Origin of the sequence: Salipiger abyssi, assembly GCF_017311415.1 — a bacterium.
Lineage (GTDB): Bacteria > Pseudomonadota > Alphaproteobacteria > Rhodobacterales > Rhodobacteraceae > Salipiger > Salipiger abyssi_A.
This window is the reverse complement of record NZ_JAEKIS010000003.1, coordinates 60,365-74,988: the sequence shown is the minus strand read 5'-3', so window position 1 is coordinate 74,988 and position 14,624 is coordinate 60,365. Positions and strand designations below refer to the sequence as shown.

At 64.7% G+C, this 14,624-nt stretch carries 17 protein-coding genes; 4 read left to right on the top strand and 13 right to left on the bottom strand.

Annotation, left to right across the window (positions count from 1 at the left end; all coding sequences use genetic code 11):
• The first annotated feature begins 5 nt into the window (after positions 1 to 5).
• Positions 6 to 449, top strand: a complete 444-nt coding sequence (locus I6N89_RS05465) for a YkgJ family cysteine cluster protein (protein ID WP_207017200.1) — start codon at positions 6 to 8, stop codon at positions 447 to 449.
• 72 nt (positions 450 to 521) lie between these two features.
• Here the strand turns inward: I6N89_RS05465 and I6N89_RS05460 are convergent, their stop codons facing one another.
• Positions 522 to 860, bottom strand: coding sequence for a carboxymuconolactone decarboxylase family protein (locus tag I6N89_RS05460; RefSeq protein WP_207017199.1), 339 nt, complete (start codon positions 858 to 860; stop codon positions 522 to 524).
• A gap of 241 nt (positions 861 to 1,101) precedes the next feature.
• Positions 1,102 to 2,790, bottom strand: coding sequence for an acyl-CoA dehydrogenase family protein (locus I6N89_RS05455; protein ID WP_207017198.1), 1,689 nt, complete (start codon positions 2,788 to 2,790; stop codon positions 1,102 to 1,104).
• Positions 2,791 to 2,937: 147 nt separating this feature from the next.
• Here I6N89_RS05455 and I6N89_RS05450 point away from each other — a divergent pair, with 147 nt between their 5' ends.
• Positions 2,938 to 3,708 (top strand): sulfite exporter TauE/SafE family protein, encoded by a 771-nt coding sequence (locus I6N89_RS05450; RefSeq protein ID WP_207017197.1) that lies wholly within the window; start codon positions 2,938 to 2,940, stop codon positions 3,706 to 3,708.
• Positions 3,709 to 3,738: 30 nt separating this feature from the next.
• On the opposite strand, the gene I6N89_RS05445 is transcribed toward I6N89_RS05450, so the two are convergent.
• From I6N89_RS05445 to I6N89_RS05435, 3 genes are all read right to left on the bottom strand, one after another.
• Complete coding sequence (locus I6N89_RS05445) at positions 3,739 to 4,092, bottom strand: YigZ family protein (RefSeq protein ID WP_207017196.1); 354 nt, start codon at positions 4,090 to 4,092, stop codon at positions 3,739 to 3,741.
• Between the two features lie 87 nt (positions 4,093 to 4,179).
• Entirely contained in the window at positions 4,180 to 4,947 is a 768-nt protein-coding gene (locus I6N89_RS05440) for an ion transporter (RefSeq protein ID WP_207017195.1), read from the bottom strand.
• A gap of 158 nt (positions 4,948 to 5,105) precedes the next feature.
• Positions 5,106 to 6,011 carry a LysR family transcriptional regulator gene (locus I6N89_RS05435; protein WP_207017194.1) on the bottom strand — a complete coding sequence of 302 codons (906 nt, stop codon included), beginning with the start codon at positions 6,009 to 6,011 and terminating at the stop codon, positions 5,106 to 5,108.
• Between the two features lie 879 nt (positions 6,012 to 6,890).
• Between I6N89_RS05435 and I6N89_RS05430 the strand changes: the two genes are divergently transcribed.
• Positions 6,891 to 7,565, top strand: coding sequence for a Crp/Fnr family transcriptional regulator (locus I6N89_RS05430; RefSeq protein WP_207017193.1), 675 nt, complete (start codon positions 6,891 to 6,893; stop codon positions 7,563 to 7,565).
• Positions 7,566 to 7,575: 10 nt separating this feature from the next.
• Here I6N89_RS05430 and I6N89_RS05425 read toward each other — a convergent pair whose 3' ends face one another.
• The 7 genes from I6N89_RS05425 to I6N89_RS05395 all read right to left on the bottom strand — a co-directional run bounded on the left by I6N89_RS05425 (position 7,576) and on the right by I6N89_RS05395 (position 12,287).
• Positions 7,576 to 8,178 carry a class I SAM-dependent methyltransferase gene (locus I6N89_RS05425; RefSeq protein WP_207017192.1) on the bottom strand — a complete coding sequence of 201 codons (603 nt, stop codon included), beginning with the start codon at positions 8,176 to 8,178 and terminating at the stop codon, positions 7,576 to 7,578.
• A gap of 17 nt (positions 8,179 to 8,195) precedes the next feature.
• Positions 8,196 to 8,702 (bottom strand): peptide-methionine (S)-S-oxide reductase MsrA, encoded by a 507-nt coding sequence (gene msrA / locus I6N89_RS05420; protein ID WP_207017191.1) that lies wholly within the window; start codon positions 8,700 to 8,702, stop codon positions 8,196 to 8,198.
• On the bottom strand, positions 8,699 to 9,148 hold the full coding sequence (msrB, locus tag I6N89_RS05415; RefSeq protein WP_207017190.1) for a peptide-methionine (R)-S-oxide reductase MsrB: 450 nt from the start codon (positions 9,146 to 9,148) through the stop codon (positions 8,699 to 8,701). The genes msrA and msrB overlap by 4 nt, the downstream gene beginning before the upstream one ends.
• A gap of 205 nt (positions 9,149 to 9,353) precedes the next feature.
• On the bottom strand, positions 9,354 to 10,457 hold the full coding sequence (queG, locus tag I6N89_RS05410) for a tRNA epoxyqueuosine(34) reductase QueG (protein ID WP_207017189.1): 1,104 nt from the start codon (positions 10,455 to 10,457) through the stop codon (positions 9,354 to 9,356).
• A gap of 87 nt (positions 10,458 to 10,544) precedes the next feature.
• A complete protein-coding gene (locus tag I6N89_RS05405) occupies positions 10,545 to 11,210 on the bottom strand; it encodes a glutathione S-transferase family protein (RefSeq protein ID WP_207017188.1) in 666 nt (221 codons plus the stop codon).
• A gap of 113 nt (positions 11,211 to 11,323) precedes the next feature.
• A complete protein-coding gene (locus I6N89_RS05400; RefSeq protein ID WP_207017187.1) occupies positions 11,324 to 12,028 on the bottom strand; it encodes a winged helix-turn-helix domain-containing protein in 705 nt (234 codons plus the stop codon).
• Positions 12,000 to 12,287 (bottom strand): hypothetical protein, encoded by a 288-nt coding sequence (locus I6N89_RS05395; protein ID WP_207017186.1) that lies wholly within the window; start codon positions 12,285 to 12,287, stop codon positions 12,000 to 12,002. The genes I6N89_RS05400 and I6N89_RS05395 overlap by 29 nt, the downstream gene beginning before the upstream one ends.
• A 182-nt stretch (positions 12,288 to 12,469) precedes the next feature.
• Between I6N89_RS05395 and I6N89_RS05390 the strand changes: the two genes are divergently transcribed.
• Entirely contained in the window at positions 12,470 to 13,015 is a 546-nt protein-coding gene (locus tag I6N89_RS05390) for a hypothetical protein (protein ID WP_207017185.1), read from the top strand.
• A 139-nt stretch (positions 13,016 to 13,154) separates the two neighbouring features.
• On the opposite strand, the gene I6N89_RS05385 is transcribed toward I6N89_RS05390, so the two are convergent.
• On the bottom strand, positions 13,155 to 14,606 hold the full coding sequence (locus tag I6N89_RS05385; RefSeq protein WP_207017184.1) for a uracil-xanthine permease family protein: 1,452 nt from the start codon (positions 14,604 to 14,606) through the stop codon (positions 13,155 to 13,157).
• Positions 14,607 to 14,624 lie beyond the last annotated feature (18 nt).

Below are 14,624 nucleotides of genomic sequence, written 5' to 3'. Positions count from 1 at the left end.
TCGACATGACGGATCACGCATTGGACTGTACGCGCTGTGGCGCCTGCTGTTTCGGCACGCACGCGAAATATATCGCTCTCCTGCCAGAGGACAGGGGCCGCGACATTCCTGCCGATATCACGACCGAGGCTGACGGCCGCCGCTACATGGCGATGGCCGGCGGGCATTGCGCACAGCTCTGCCGCGACGGCGACCGGCTGGTCTGCGGGATCTACGAAAACCGTCCCGAAGCCTGTCGCGCCTATCGCGCCGGTTCCTTCGAATGCAGCCGCGCCCGTCAGCACCGGCTTCACCTAGCCGAGGCGATGCGCCTGCCAATCGCCATCCCCGGCGACGGCCTGGATCCGCCGGCACCGCTGGTGGAGCCCATCGCCGCCGCGCCAGAGACCGCGCTGCCCGAGGCTTGGGCCCTGCCGCCCCAGGGCCGGTTCGGCCGGTACGAAGCCTGAGCCCCTTCAATACAGCAGCCCCGCACAAGGCGGGGCTGTCACATTCACTCAAACCTCCGAAAGGCCCGGCGCTCAGGCCGCCGACAGCTCGTCGAACGCGGCCAGCGCCTTGGAGCCGTACATCACGCCCGGACCGCCGCCCATCTCGACGCAGACCGCCAGCGTCTCGGCAATTTCCTCGCGCGTGGTGCCCATGCGGATCAGCGCCTCTGTGTGGAACAGGATGCAGGGCTCGCAGCGGATCGCCACGGCGATACCCAGCGCGATCAGCTCTTTCTGCTTGTGGGTCAGCGCTGTGTCGCCATGCAGGCTCTTGGCGATCATGCCAAAGCCCTGGGCGGTATCGCCGATGGCGCCATTGAGGCTTTTGACCTGCGGCTTCAGCCCGGACAGCGTTTCTTTGTAGCTCATGGTTCCCTCCATTCGAATTTTGGAATTTGACTCAGTCAAACCACCCGCGCCGCGCCGCGGCATTGATCGAGATCAGACCTCGTGACGAAAGTAGGGTTGCCCACCACTCATAGGTCGTAAATCGTGAATGTATTCACACAAGAACGGCCCCACCGCATTCGGCAGGGCCCTTTTGTTTCGTCGGAGCAGATGCTTGCGCATCACCGAGAATGGACGGTGGGCAGATTGCCCACCCTACGGGTTATCCGAGCAGACGGCGCGCGATCACCTGTGCCTGAATCTCGGCGGCCCCCTCGAAGATGTTGAGGATGCGGGCATCGCAGAGGATGCGGCTCACCGTGTATTCCAGCGCAAAGCCGTTGCCGCCATGGATCTGCAAGGCATTGTCCGCATTGGCCCAGGCCACCCGGGCGCCCAGCAGCTTGGCCATGCCCGCCTCGAGATCGCAGCGGATACCCTCGTCTTTCTCGCGCGCCGAGAAATAGGTGAGCTGGCGGGCGATCATGATCTCCACCGCCATCATCGCCAGCTTGCCCGAGACGCGCGGGAAGGCAATCAGCGATTTGCCGAACTGCTTGCGATCCTCCGCATAACGCATCCCCACATCGAGCGCCGCCTGCGCCACGCCGATCGCCCGCGCCGCGGTCTGGATCCGGGCGCTTTCAAAGGTCGCCATGAGCTGCTTGAAGCCCTTGCCCTCTTCGCCGCCCAGCAGGTTCTCGCCCTTGATCTTGAACCCGTCGAACCCGAGCTCGTATTCCTTCATGCCGCGATAGCCGAGCACCTCGATCTCGCCGCCGGTCATCCCCTCGGTCGGGAACGGATCCTCGTCGGTGCCCGGGGTCTTTTCCGCCAGGAACATCGACAGGCCCTTGTAATCCGACGTGCCCGGGTCGGTGCGCGCAAGCAGCGTCATCACATGGGTGCGCGCGGCGTGGGTGATCCAGGTCTTGTTGCCGGTCACGGTGTAATCACCATCCTCGCCCTTCACCGCGCGGGTGCGCAGCGACCCGAGATCGGAGCCGGTATTGGGCTCGGTAAAGACCGCCGTGGGCAGCTTTTCCCCGCTGGCAAGCGCCGGCAGCCATTTTTCCTTCTGTTCCTCGGTGCCGCCCGCGAGGATCAGCTCGGCGGCGATCTCCGAGCGCGTGCCCAGCGAACCCACGCCGATATAGCCGCGCGACAGCTCTTCGGAGACCACGCACATGGAGGCTTTCGACAGGCCGAACCCGCCATATTCCTCGGGGATGGTCAGGCCGAAGACGCCCATCTCGGAGAGCTCCTCGATCACCTCCATCGGGATCAGCTCGTCCTTGAGGTGCCACTCATGGGCAAAGGGCTCGACCTTGTCGACGGCATAGCGGCGGAACTGCTCGCGGATCATCTCGAGCTCGTCGTCGAGCCCGGTCTTGCCGACGGTGATCTCGGCGGCGCGCTCCTGCATCAGCTCGACCAGACGGGTGCGGGCGGCCTGACCGTTGCCGCGCGCCATCAGAATCTCGACCTCGGGAGTGCGGAAAGCGGCCAGCACCTCGGCGCCGAGGCCGAGATCGCCCAGACGCACCATCTCGCCCTGGTTCATCTGGATGCCGCCGGCGATCTGGCTGAGATATTCGCCGAATGCGATCTGGTGAATGAGCTGCTCGACCTCGCCGAACGTGCCCTCTCCGGTGAGTTTGTCGGCCCAGTACTGCATCTGACGCAGCGACTCGACATAGGTGGCCAGCCAGGCCAGGCCATGCGCCGCGAACTGGTGCGCCTCGATCAGCGTACCGGAGACGCGCCCGTCCTCCTCGACCATGGCGCGCACCGATTGCCGCGCCGCTTCGAACACCGCCTCCGCCGGGGCGATGGCCGATTTGGTCAGCGCCAGCAGATCGTCGAGCAGGAGGCTTTCGCCAAGGCTTACGTCTTGTCCGTCATGTGCCATGAATCACTTCCTTCTCCTGGGTCGTGTGGGGGATATCTATTTTGCAGGTGCAGCGCAACAAAAATGCGCGAAATATACGAAGAAGGTTCTATTGTTACGCGATGAAATACTGCTGCGCCGACTGCTGTGCCATGCTATGCCCCGCCCATGGACGTGATCTTTACGCTCGTTTCCCCGGCGGCGCTGTTGCTTGCACTCAGCATTGCGGCATTGGCCGGGCTGATCAAGGGAATGGTCGGCTTCGCCATGCCGATGATCCTGATTTCGGGACTCGGCAGTTTCCTGCCTCCGGAACTGGCGCTTGCGGGGCTGATTCTGCCGACGCTTCTGACCAATGCCATACAGGCACTGCGGCAGGGTTTTGGCCCGGCGCTGGCCTCTGTCCGGCGCTTCGGGGTGTTCCTCGGCTGCGGGCTCGTGTTCCTGTTGATCTCCTCGCAGCTCGTCCGGGTACTGCCAGTGCCGGTGATGCTTGCGCTGATCGGCGGGCCCGTGGCGCTGTTCTGCGCGATGCAGCTGGCGGGCTGGCGCCCGCATCTGCGACAGGGCGCGAACCGCAGGCTGGAGGCGGTGGTGGGCAGTGTCGCGGGCTTTATCGGCGGCATGTCCGGCGTCTGGGGGCCGCCGCTCGTGGCCTATCTCACGGCGATAGACACCGAAAAGCGCGAGCAGATCCGCGTGCAGGGCGTGGCCTATGGGCTTGGCGCGGTGGCACTGACCGCCGCGCATACCGTCTCTGGCGTGCTGAACGCCGAAACGGTGCGGTTTTCCGCCCTGCTGCTGATCCCGGCACTGGCGGGCATGTGGCTGGGCATGCGGGTGCATGACCGCATCGACCAGGCCGCGTTTCGCAAGATCACGCTCTGGGTGCTGCTGGTGGCGGCGCTGAACCTGCTGCGGCGAGCGTTCTTTGCCTAGGATGCGCGCCGCGATGCGGACCTCGCGGTCCTAACCGCGCAGATCCTCGAGATAGATCCGCACCGCCTCCTGCACATGGCGAAACCGGTCGCCACCCAGATGCTTGCCGCCGTACCAGCGCGTCACCACGACCAGATGATCGCGCAGATCCTCGCGCTCCAGCATTCGCAGGATCACCATGCCCGCGCCGCTTTCGCCGTCGTCGTTCTTGACCGGACCGTCCGCAGTCAGCAGCCCCCAGCTGTTATGCGTGGCCTTGGCGAATTTCTTCTTGCGGCAGAGTTCCTTGAGGAGTTGCTTCGCCTCCGCCTCCGAGCCGCAGGGGGCGCCCGAGACAGCGTATTTCGAGCCCCGGTCGCTGATGATGCCGTCGATAATCCGCATGGCGCCGGTCTACCCATGCCCGGGCGGCGGGGCAAGCGGCGCGGGCAGGACGCCTCCGGCGGGAGTATTTGTCCGAAAGATGAAGGATCAGGAGCGCTCGGAAAGCCGCGCCTCGATGGCGGAGAGCCGGCGCAGCACCTCGTCGCGATAATGGTCGGTGGCGGCGTTGCTTTCCTCCGCATGCGCCTCCTGCATCGAGTTCACGATGAGGCCGACCACCAGGTTCACCACCGCGAAGGTGGTGACCAGGATGAAGGGCACGAAGAACAGCCAGGCCTCTGGGTAGACCTCCATCACCGGGCGCACGATGCCCATGGACCAGCTTTCCAGCGTCATGATCTGGAACAGCGAATAGAACGACGCACCGAGCGTGCCGAACCATTGCGGGAAGGCGGCGGCGAAGAGCTTGGTCGCGATGACGGCGGAGATGTAGAAGATCACTCCCATCAGCAGGAAGACCGAACCCATGCCGGGCAACGCCGAGACGAAGCCCTCGACCACCCGGCGCAGGGTCGGCGCGACCGAGACAACGCGCAGCAGACGCAGGATGCGCAACGCCCGCAGCACCGCGAGCCCCTGCCCCGCCGGCACCAGCGCGATGCCGACCACAAAGAAATCGAAGACGTTCCAGCCGGAGCGGAAGAAGGCCAGCCCGCGCGCATAGAGCTTGGCCACCAGCTCGGCCACGAAGATCGCCAGGCAGATCCCGTCCAGCGTCACGATCAGCCAGCCGGCGGCATCCATGGCGCCCTGCGAGGTTTCGAGCCCCAGAATGATCGCATTGAACAGGATCACCCCCATGATCGTATAGCGCGTCACGGGGCGCTCCAGAAACACGTCAAGCTGTTGGCGCATCTGCTCTCTTCTCCGCTGGGACCTCTGCGCATTTAGTCACCTGTCCGGCGACAATCCAGTGCGGGCGCCGGCACAGAGCGCGGAAAAAAGAAGCGCTCCGGAAACATTCCGGAGCGCAGTCGGCCTCGTGCCTCGCGAGACTTGGGGAAGAACCTCGGTTACCAGTCCTGCGGGCCTCGTTCGGCGAAGGCGTGGACCAGGAAATCAATAAAAGCGCGAACCTTGGGCTGGGTGAAGCGGCCCGGCGGATAGACCGCATAGATGCCCTGCGTTTCGACCGGCAGATCGGGGATCGCATCCTCGACCAGCCCTTCTTTCATGGCGTCCGCGTAGAGATAGGAGGGCAGATAGGCGATGCCGAGCCCGGCGATACAGGCATTGAGCAGCGACTGCCCGTCATTGACCGAGAGCCAGCCGGCGGTGCGCACCTGGCGCTTTTCACCCGAGGGCGCGGTGACCTTCCAGACATTGCCACTCGACTGGTTGGAATAGTGCAGCAGCTTGTGCTCGTTGAGATCGTCGATCCGCGTCGGGCGCCCGAATTTCTGGAAATAGGAGGGCGAAGCGATCATCCGCTTGGTGGTGTCGGTGAGCTTGCGGGCGCGCAGGGTGCTATCTTCCAGCTCGCCGATGCGCACCGCCATGTCGAACCCTTCGGAGATCAGCTCCACATAGCGGTTGTTCAGCACCATATTGACGGTGATGTCGGGGAATTCCGCGAGGAAATCGCCCAGCACCGGCGACAGGTGATTCACACCGAAATCGGTGGCGACCGAGATGCGCAGCAGGCCCGAAGGCGCCGACTGCATCGAGGTGACCAGAGCGTCGGCTTCGCCGGCATCGTTCAGAACGCGGCGCGCACGGTCGTAATAGGCCAGACCGATCTCGGTGGGCGAGACGCGGCGGGTGGTGCGGTTGAGCAGCCGCGCGCCGAGACGGGCCTCGAGCGACGACACATGCTTGGACACGGCCGATTTCGAGATGCCCATCTTCTTTGCCGCATCGGTGAAACCACCTTGGTCCACGACCGTGGCAAAGGCCTCCATTTCGGTCAGACGATCCATCACCGTTTCCTCGTTCGTTCTTGTCGAAGAAAGGGTATCGTCGCAGATTGAGGCACGATTTGGACCTAGGCGGGACAATAGCAGGGTTTCGCGCCGCACTGTGTTTGAGCGGGAAACCCTGCCAAAAGGACTGCCGCACCGCAGAGCGGGAGAGCAGCGACGCATCCGGCCACCTCGCAACGCGTCATCCAGGCAGGCCCGGCGGGGGCACGATCCGAGACAGGCGAGCCGCCCGCCCGTGGCCGTGTCGAGCGCCGGTATGCGAATCTGTTGTCGCGCCACGCGACAGATTCGCAAAATGCGATGAGTCGGGAACTCTTTGCGACAGAAACGGTCCGCTTCAGCCAGAGGAATGGCAGAAAACTGCGTCAGACCGCCGCAGATGATCTCTACGACTGTGGCCGCGCAGACACAACGTATGCGGAAGTCTGTATCTGACTTGCGACTTTCCACGAGAACAGTCGCGCGGGTTACACTTTCAGCCAGGACGAACGGCTACCCTGTCTGTAGGTCACGATCTCGGGGACAGTCCCCCAAAAGAGGCAATCGTTCGTCTTCCGGGTTATGGCTTTGTTTATGAGTGCGGCGACAGCAACATCTTCGGGCATTGTCCGGTTTGTTCCTGTCAGGTTACCCGTGCGCGATTGCGCGCACTTGTTTTTGTGTATCGGGGGCATTTTCCCTCCTTGGTATGGGTAGTATGGTGCGCACGGCGGGTGGCGAAATATGTCACCCGCCGGGAGCATTCAGACCCATGGACATGGCCGATACATCATTCCGCAGTCGCTCAGATCAAACCCGTTGCGGTTACGCTTTCGCGTGTCGTGAAGCGATCTTGCATGCCGTTCCGGCGATGGGCCCCTATCCCAAGGGTCCGGCATGAAAAACAGCGTCGCCTATCCGCATCTTATGGAGGCCGGCCTGCTAAGCGGCCTGCCCGAGGCCGACAAGGCGGCATTTCTTGACGGTTGCACCAGACGGTTCTGCGGCGAACGGACCACCCTACTGACGCAGAGCGAACCGACCCAGGGCTGCTACCTGATTGCGCGCGGCCGGATCGAAGTCAGCTATATCGACGACTCCGGCAATCTCAGCATCGTGCATATCGCCGGACCGGGCGAAGTGCTGGGCGAGGTCGAGGTACTCTCTGAAACGCCTTGTGCGGCAAGCTGCATCTCGCTGCCGGATACGACGGTGCTCTACTGTCCGTCGACGCTGCTCTTCGAATATGCCGCCAAGCCCGAACTCATCCGAAATATCGCGGCGATCCTGCATGCGCGCCTGCTACGCGACAATCATCAGCGCTCCATCGAACAGTTCTATACGGTCGACGAGCGGCTGTATCAGTATCTGCGCCAGTTCAGCACGCCGGACGACCCCGAGATCCAGATCAGCCAGGCCCATCTCGCGGCGCTTATGGGCTGTTCGCGCCAGAAGGTGAACCGCATGCTCAAGGCGCTGCGCGACGAGGGCACGATCGACCTCAGCCGCGGTAAGATCGTCATCCGTGACCGTGGCCGGATCAACGCCGGGGCCGATCAGCAATGCCGCTGAGCCGCGCCGACTATCGCTTGCGCGCGACGATGAAGCGGCCCGGCAGCCTCGGCGGATAGTCTCCGGTCTCGACAATCTCGAACCCGCCGACACGGATCGCTGCCTCAAGCGCTCCGGGCCGCAGGAAGCGGAAGCGCGGCAGTTTCCCCAGGCTCTGAAAGACGCGGATCACCGGCCAGAGATACCATTTCGCGCCGAGGCAGGGCGTTTTCGAAATAAACAGCCCGCCCTCCCCCAGCGCATCGTGCACGCGGGCAAGGCAGCCCGGCAGATCCTCCAGCAGATGCAGCAGGTTGAACGCCAGCACCGCGTCATAGGGCCCGCCCGCCAGCGCCGTCTCGGCCGGCGCGCAGGAAAAGCGCAGGTTGCCGGCGGTGCGGCGCGCCTCGGCGATGCGGATCATCTCCGGCGAGAAATCGCTGGCCTCCAGAAACAGTACCGATCCGGCCAGCTTTTCCGCCGTCATGCCGGTGCCGCAGCCCAACTCCAGCGCCCGCATTTCGGGGCCGAGCCAGTGACGCACCCGCGCGAGCGCCGCCTCATAGGCGGCTTCGTCGCTCACCGGGCGCGCCGCATAGCGCTCCGCCACCCGGTCCCAGAAGGCCGCGCTCACCGCGGGACGCTCCGTGGCTATTCCGCCGCGTCGCGTCGGGGCAGAACCCAGTCGGGGCGGGGGAAATGGCAGGTATAGCCGTTGGGATGGCGCTCCAGATAATCCTGATGCTCGGGCTCGGCCTCCCAGAAATCGCCCACCGGCTCGACCTCGGTCACCACCTTGCCGGGCCAGAGCCCGCTGGCCTCGACATCGGCGATGGTATCGAGCGCGGTCTCTTTCTGTGCCTCATCCACATAATAGATCGCCGAGCGATAGCTCATGCCCAGATCGTTGCCCTGCCGGTTCAGCGTGGTCGGGTCGTGGATCTGAAAGAAGAACTCCAGCAGCTGCCGGAAGCTGATCTTCGCGGAATCGAAGACGATCTCGATCCCCTCCGCATGGGTGCCGTGGTTGCGATAGGTCGCGTTCGGCACGTCACCGCCGGTATAGCCGACCCGCGTTTCGGTCACCCCCGGCAGCTTGCGGATCAGATCCTGCATGCCCCAGAAACAGCCTCCGGCCAGAACAGCGCGTTCGCTCATGCCACATCCTCCACTTGATCCAGATAGGCGCCGTAGCCCTCCGCCTCCATATCGTCGCGATGGACGAAGCGCAGCGACGCCGAGTTGATGCAATAGCGCAGACCGCCCCGGTCCATTGGCCCGTCCGGGAACACATGTCCCAGATGCGAATCGCCATGGGTCGAGCGTACCTCGGTGCGGACCATGCCGTAGGTCGTGTCGCGCAGCTCCTGGACGTGGGCGGGCTCCAGCGGCTTCACAAAGCTCGGCCAGCCGCAGCCGCTCTCGTACTTGTCCGACGAGGCGAATAGCGGCTCGCCCGAGACCACATCCACATAGATCCCCGGTTCCTTGTTGCCCAGATAGGCGCCCGAGCCGGGGCGCTCGGTGCCGTTTTCCTGCGTGACGCGGTACTGCTCGGGGTCGAGCGCCGCGATCACATCCGGGTTGCGTTCATATGTCGCCATGAGGCCCCTCCTGTCGCGTCCTGCCCATTAGATGGGGTCACGAACAAAAAAGCAAAGCCCTCTGACATGTGCCTCACGGCTGCTTGTGCGGCCTTGCGGATCGGTCCGGCGGGCCCCACGTCTTGCGCAGAAGAGTTTTCCTCTTCGATGGTACGACCAAGACCCTCGTGGGGCGCTTCGCTTAACCCGGCGGAGCGCCCCTTTCTCATGAAAGCCGCGCCACCGCCCAGCGCGCCGCATCGCGCAGCGTCTCGTCGGGATCCTCGCAAAGCGCCTGCGCCGCGGGCAAAAGCGCCCGGTCGCCGGAATTGCCGATGGCATAGCAGACATTGCGCAGAAACCGGTCGCGCCCGATGCGCTTGATCGGCGAGCCGGAAAACAGTGCCCGGAAGGCCGCATCGTCGAGCCTAGCCAACTCTGCGAGCTGCGGCGCCTGCAAGTCGGGGCGCGCGTGATACTTCACCTCATGCGCGGTGCGGGCAAACTTGTTCCAGGGGCAGACGGCGAGACAATCGTCGCAGCCGTAGATCCGGTTGCCGAGCAGCGGCCGCAGCGCCTCGTCCACCGGACCCTTATGCTCGATGGTGAGATAGGAAATGCAGCGCCGCGCGTCGAGCTTGTAGGGCGCCGGAAAGGCATCGGTCGGGCAGGCGTCGAGACAGGCCCGGCAGGAGCCGCAATGATCGCGCTCGGCACCGTCCGGCGCCAGCTCCAGCGTGGTAAAGATCGCGCCGAGGAAGAACCACGAGCCGATTTCGCGACTCACCAGATTGGTATGCTTGCCCTGCCAGCCCAGCCCCGCCGCCTGCCCCAGCGGCTTTTCCATCACCGGAGCGGTATCGACGAACACCTTTATTTCCGGCGGTTTTACCGCCGCGTGCGCGGCAGTCGGCTTAGCCGACGAGAGCGGCCCCCCGCCAACGTCTTTCCCCCCGCCCCGCTCCGCCTCCGCCAGCAGCCAGCGCCCGAGCCGCTTGAGCTTCTTCTTCACCACATCGTGGTAATCGCGGTTCTGCGCATAGACGGAGATCGCCGCCCGGTCGCGCGCCTCCAGCACCGCCAGCGGGTCGGCCTCGGGCCCGTAATTCTCCGCCAGCATGATGACCGAGCGCGCCTCGGGCCAGAGCGCTTGCGGATCGCCGCGCCAGCCGGTGCGCTCGGCCATCCAGCCCATCTGCCCGTGATAGCCCGCCTCCAGAAACGCCGCGAGCCGGCCCGCCGCCTGCGGCACGTCGCCGGGCCGGCAGATCCGGCAGGCGGCAAAGCCCACATCCTGCGCTTCCGAGATCAGACGCGCCTTCAGCGTCAAGGCGCCCCCCTTTCCTCTTTCCGGCAAATACTCATTCGCAACGCAATAGCGCGCGGCGCCAGAGGTCTCGACACCCTTGCCCCAGCGTCAGAAATCCAGATCGGCATAATGCGCGGGCGGCGGGAAGCCGGGGATCTGGTCCGCCAGGATATTGCGGAAGGCCGGGCGCGACTTGATCTTGGCATACCAGTCCTTGACCGTCTGGCTGCGGTTCCAGTCCACATCCGAGATGTAATCGAGCGACGACAGATGCGCGGCGGCGGCGAAATCCGCCAGCGTCATCACATCGCCCGCCAGCCAGCGCCGGTGATCCAGCAGCCAGGCCATGTAATCGAGGTGATACTTGATCGCTTTGGCGCCGGATTTCACGTTGCCGCTGTCCGGAAAGCCCTGCTTCATGATCTTCTTGTTGACCCGCTCGTAAAGCAGCTTCGACGTCACCTCATGGTGGAACTTGTCGTCGAACCAGTTCACCAGCCGCCGCACCTCGTAGCGCGCATCCGCAGAGCGCGGCATCAGCGGGGGCTCGGGATACTTCTCCTCGAGCCATTCGCAGATGGCGCTGCTCTCGGCCATGGTCTTTCCGTCCATCTTCAGCACCGGCACCTTGGCCGCCGGGTTGCGGCGCAGGAAATCGGCATCCTTCTCCCAATACCGCTCCTCCGCCAGCTCGCACTCGATCTTCTTCTCGGCGAGGCTGAGCCGCACCTTGCGGCAAAAGGGAGAGAGCGGCACGTGGTAAAGCTTGGCCATGGGCGTGATGCTATCCGGAAAGTGAGGGAAATCCGAGAGCCTCTTTGCATCCAATCGGCCCAGGTTTCAACTGGGCATGGGCCGGCACGCGGCACATCGCCGATATACCGGGCTCAGAGAACCTCGATCACCTCCTTGTCGATGGCCAGCATATAGCCGCGCCGGGCTATATTCTTGACCAGAAGCTCGCTGACCATCTGATTGCCCAGCCCGTCGCGCAGCCGCTTGATCCGCGTGGCGCCCGCCGCCTCCTCGCAATCCGACGCGTCGCGGCCCGAGATCATCGCCTCGATCTGCGCGCCCGAGAGCATGTCGTCATCCATCCGCGCCTCGGCCAGCACTGCCAGCGTCTCGATCATCGCCTCGGTCAGCTTGAAGCCCATAGTGTTGAGATAGACGGTATTTTCCTCGCGCGAGATGATCAGCGAGCTCACCTGGATGCCCGAACGCTCGATCTGCGCCATGCGGCGGTTGAACACGCCCAGCATCACCAGAAACACCAGCGCCGCCACCAGCAGCGCGGTGGCAAAGACCAGCAGCACAAAGATCACCATGCGGTAGCTGGCCAGCGTGTCGGAAAAGGCGGTGCCCGACTGGGCCAGGATCTCCAGCAGCTTCACCTCGGCCTGCCCGGTCAGATCGTCGTTTTCGATGAACAGCCGCTCGACCCGCGCGTTGAAGGCATTGGCATCGGGCAGGGTCAGCATCAGCAGGGCGCCGGCACCCGCCAGCAACGCCACGATAGCGGCGATTCCGGCGGTCACAAGCCGCGTGCCCACCCGGCGGGCGTCAGTAGCGGAGGTAAAACTCACCGGCATTGGCCTTTTTCTTGTCTCCGGGTTCGGACCCGGACATGCCAACCACGTTGAGCAAGGTCCAGCCCCCTTGCGCCAAGCGGCCGCGAAGCGCCTCTGCGGCGGCGCCTTTCGGCGGACAGTCGCCGCCCGACAGCCGGGCGATGCCGTAATGCAGGCGCAGCGGGCTGTCCTGCTTGGCCTTGTATTCCACATAGCACTCGGCCTGTGCCGTAACGGGCAGGGCGAGCGCGAGAAGGAGGGGGGCGAGGATGCGTTTCATGGCGGCAAACCTGCGCGCAGCCGGGCTGCAATTCAATAGCATAGCGTGCCGGGACCGCCTGATATCGGATAACAGCGGGGCGTTATTGCCCGATTTCGGCACCCCGGGCGAGGGTCGGGACAGGGCGCCTGCCGAACGGGCGGCGCCGGTCAAAAACAACGTCCCCAGAGAGGAGATGCCCCATGTCCCGCAGATTCATCGCCGCCGTTCTGTCGGTCTCACTCGCCGTGACGGCCTTCGCCGCCGCACCGGCGCGCGCAGATGAGAGAGACCTCGCGCGCCTGATCGGCACCGCCGCAACCCTCGCCGTGATCGGCACAGCGATTTCCCGCGCCCAGTCCCAGGAGTCCTCGCCGATCCGGGTTCATGAGACCTGGCGCTACGGCAGCAACAAGAGCAACAGCAAGCCGCCACGCGTCATCGGCCCGGCCTTCGGCAGAGGGAAGGACCGCGATCAGCGCCGCGCGCTGCCGCGCAGCTGCGCGCTTGAGGTCTCGGGCGGTCGCTCGCGCTATGTCATAGACAATCGCTGCCTGAAGCGGAACGGGTTGAATACCGAGCGCTTTCCGAACCGCTGCGAAATGAACATCCGCACCCGCAACGGCATTCACAAAGCGTTTTCCGCAGAGTGCCTTCAGCGCTCGGGCTACCAGATCGAAAATCGCCACAACCGGCAGGGCGCCTTTGGGCGCGGATGGCACGGACCGAGCCACCGCCCGCGCAACTGACCCGCTTCGGACAGGGCGGCGGGATGTCCCGCCCACCGCCCGGCAGGGCGCGCGCGGAGCATGAGGCAGTCCGCGCGCGCCAGATAAAAAAGAGCGGCCCACGAGGGGCCGCTCTTTGTCGCGTCGTATCGGCTGGCGCTTACTCGCCCGGCGTGCCCTGACCGGACAGCCCGCCGGTGATTTCCTCGGTCGAGTCGTCCGAGAGCGGCACCGGCAACACCAGGTTGAGCACGATGGCGATCAACGCGGCGGGCAGGATGCCCGAAGCGCCGAGGATACGCAGTGTATCGGGCAGGTGCTGAAGCGCGTTGGGCGCGCCCGGCGCCACGTTCAGCACTTCGAGCTGGAGCCCCAGCCCTACCGACAGCGCCACGGCAAAGATCACCATGTTGCGCTTGTCCCATTTCACATCCGACAGCATCGACATGCCCGAGGCCACGACCATGCCGAACATCACGATGACGCCGCCGCCCAGCACCTCGATGGGCACGGTGCGGATCACGCCGCCGACCTTGGGCACCAGCCCGCAGATGATCAGGAAGATCGCGCCGATGGTCACCACATGGCGGCTCATGACACCGGTCATGGCGATGAGGCCCACGTTCTGGCTGAACGAGGTGTTGGGAAAGCCGCCGAAGAGCCCCGCCACTGCGGAACCGATCCCGTCCGCATAGGTGGCGCCGGAGATTTCCTTGTCGGTGGCCTCGCGCCCCGCGCCGCCCTTGGTGATGCCCGAGACGTCGCCCACGGTCTCCACCGCCGAGACAAAGGCCATGAGGCAGAACCCGACGATGGCCGCGACCGAGATGTCGAAACCGTATTTGAACGGCACCGGCAGGGCGAAGGCCGCCGAGCGCTGCCAGCTTCCGACGATGGCGTCGACGGTCAGCAGCCCGATCATTAGCGAATAGACATAGCCCACGAGAATGCCGATCAGCACCGCCGAGATCGACAGCAGGCCACGGGTGAAGAACTTGATCCCCAGCGTGACAAAGACCACGACCAGCGCGGTCGACCAGCTCGCAAGCCCGCCATAGCTCGGGCTGCCGCTCGCCTTGGCGGGCACGCCGCCGGCGGCGTATTCGATGCCGACCTTGACCAGCGCCAGACCGATCATCGTGACCACGAGCCCGGTCACCAGCGGCGGCAGGGCAAAGCGGATCTTTCCGATGATGGTGCCCAGCGAGGCGTGGAAGATACCGCCGATGACGATGCCGCCAAAGAGCGCCGCCAGCGCCTCCACGCCCTGCCCCGCCACCAGCGGGATCATGATCGGGATGAAGGCAAAGGAGGTGCCCTGAACGATGGGCAGCCGCGCGCCCACGGGGCCGAAGCCGATGGTCTGGATCAGCGTCGCGATGCCGGCAAACAGCATCGACATCTGGATGAGATAGAGCAGCTCGGGAAAGTCGGGGCTGTTCGAGCCGAAGCCGAACCCCGCGGCACCGGCGACGATGATGGCGGGCGTCACGTTCGAGACGAACATCGCCAGAACGTGCTGGATGCCCAGCGGGATCGCCTTGGCAATGGGCGGGGTATAGTTGGGGTCGGCCAGTTGCGCGGGCGTGCCCAGCGCGGCTTTGTCGGTCATGGTCTTGTCTCCCTGTCC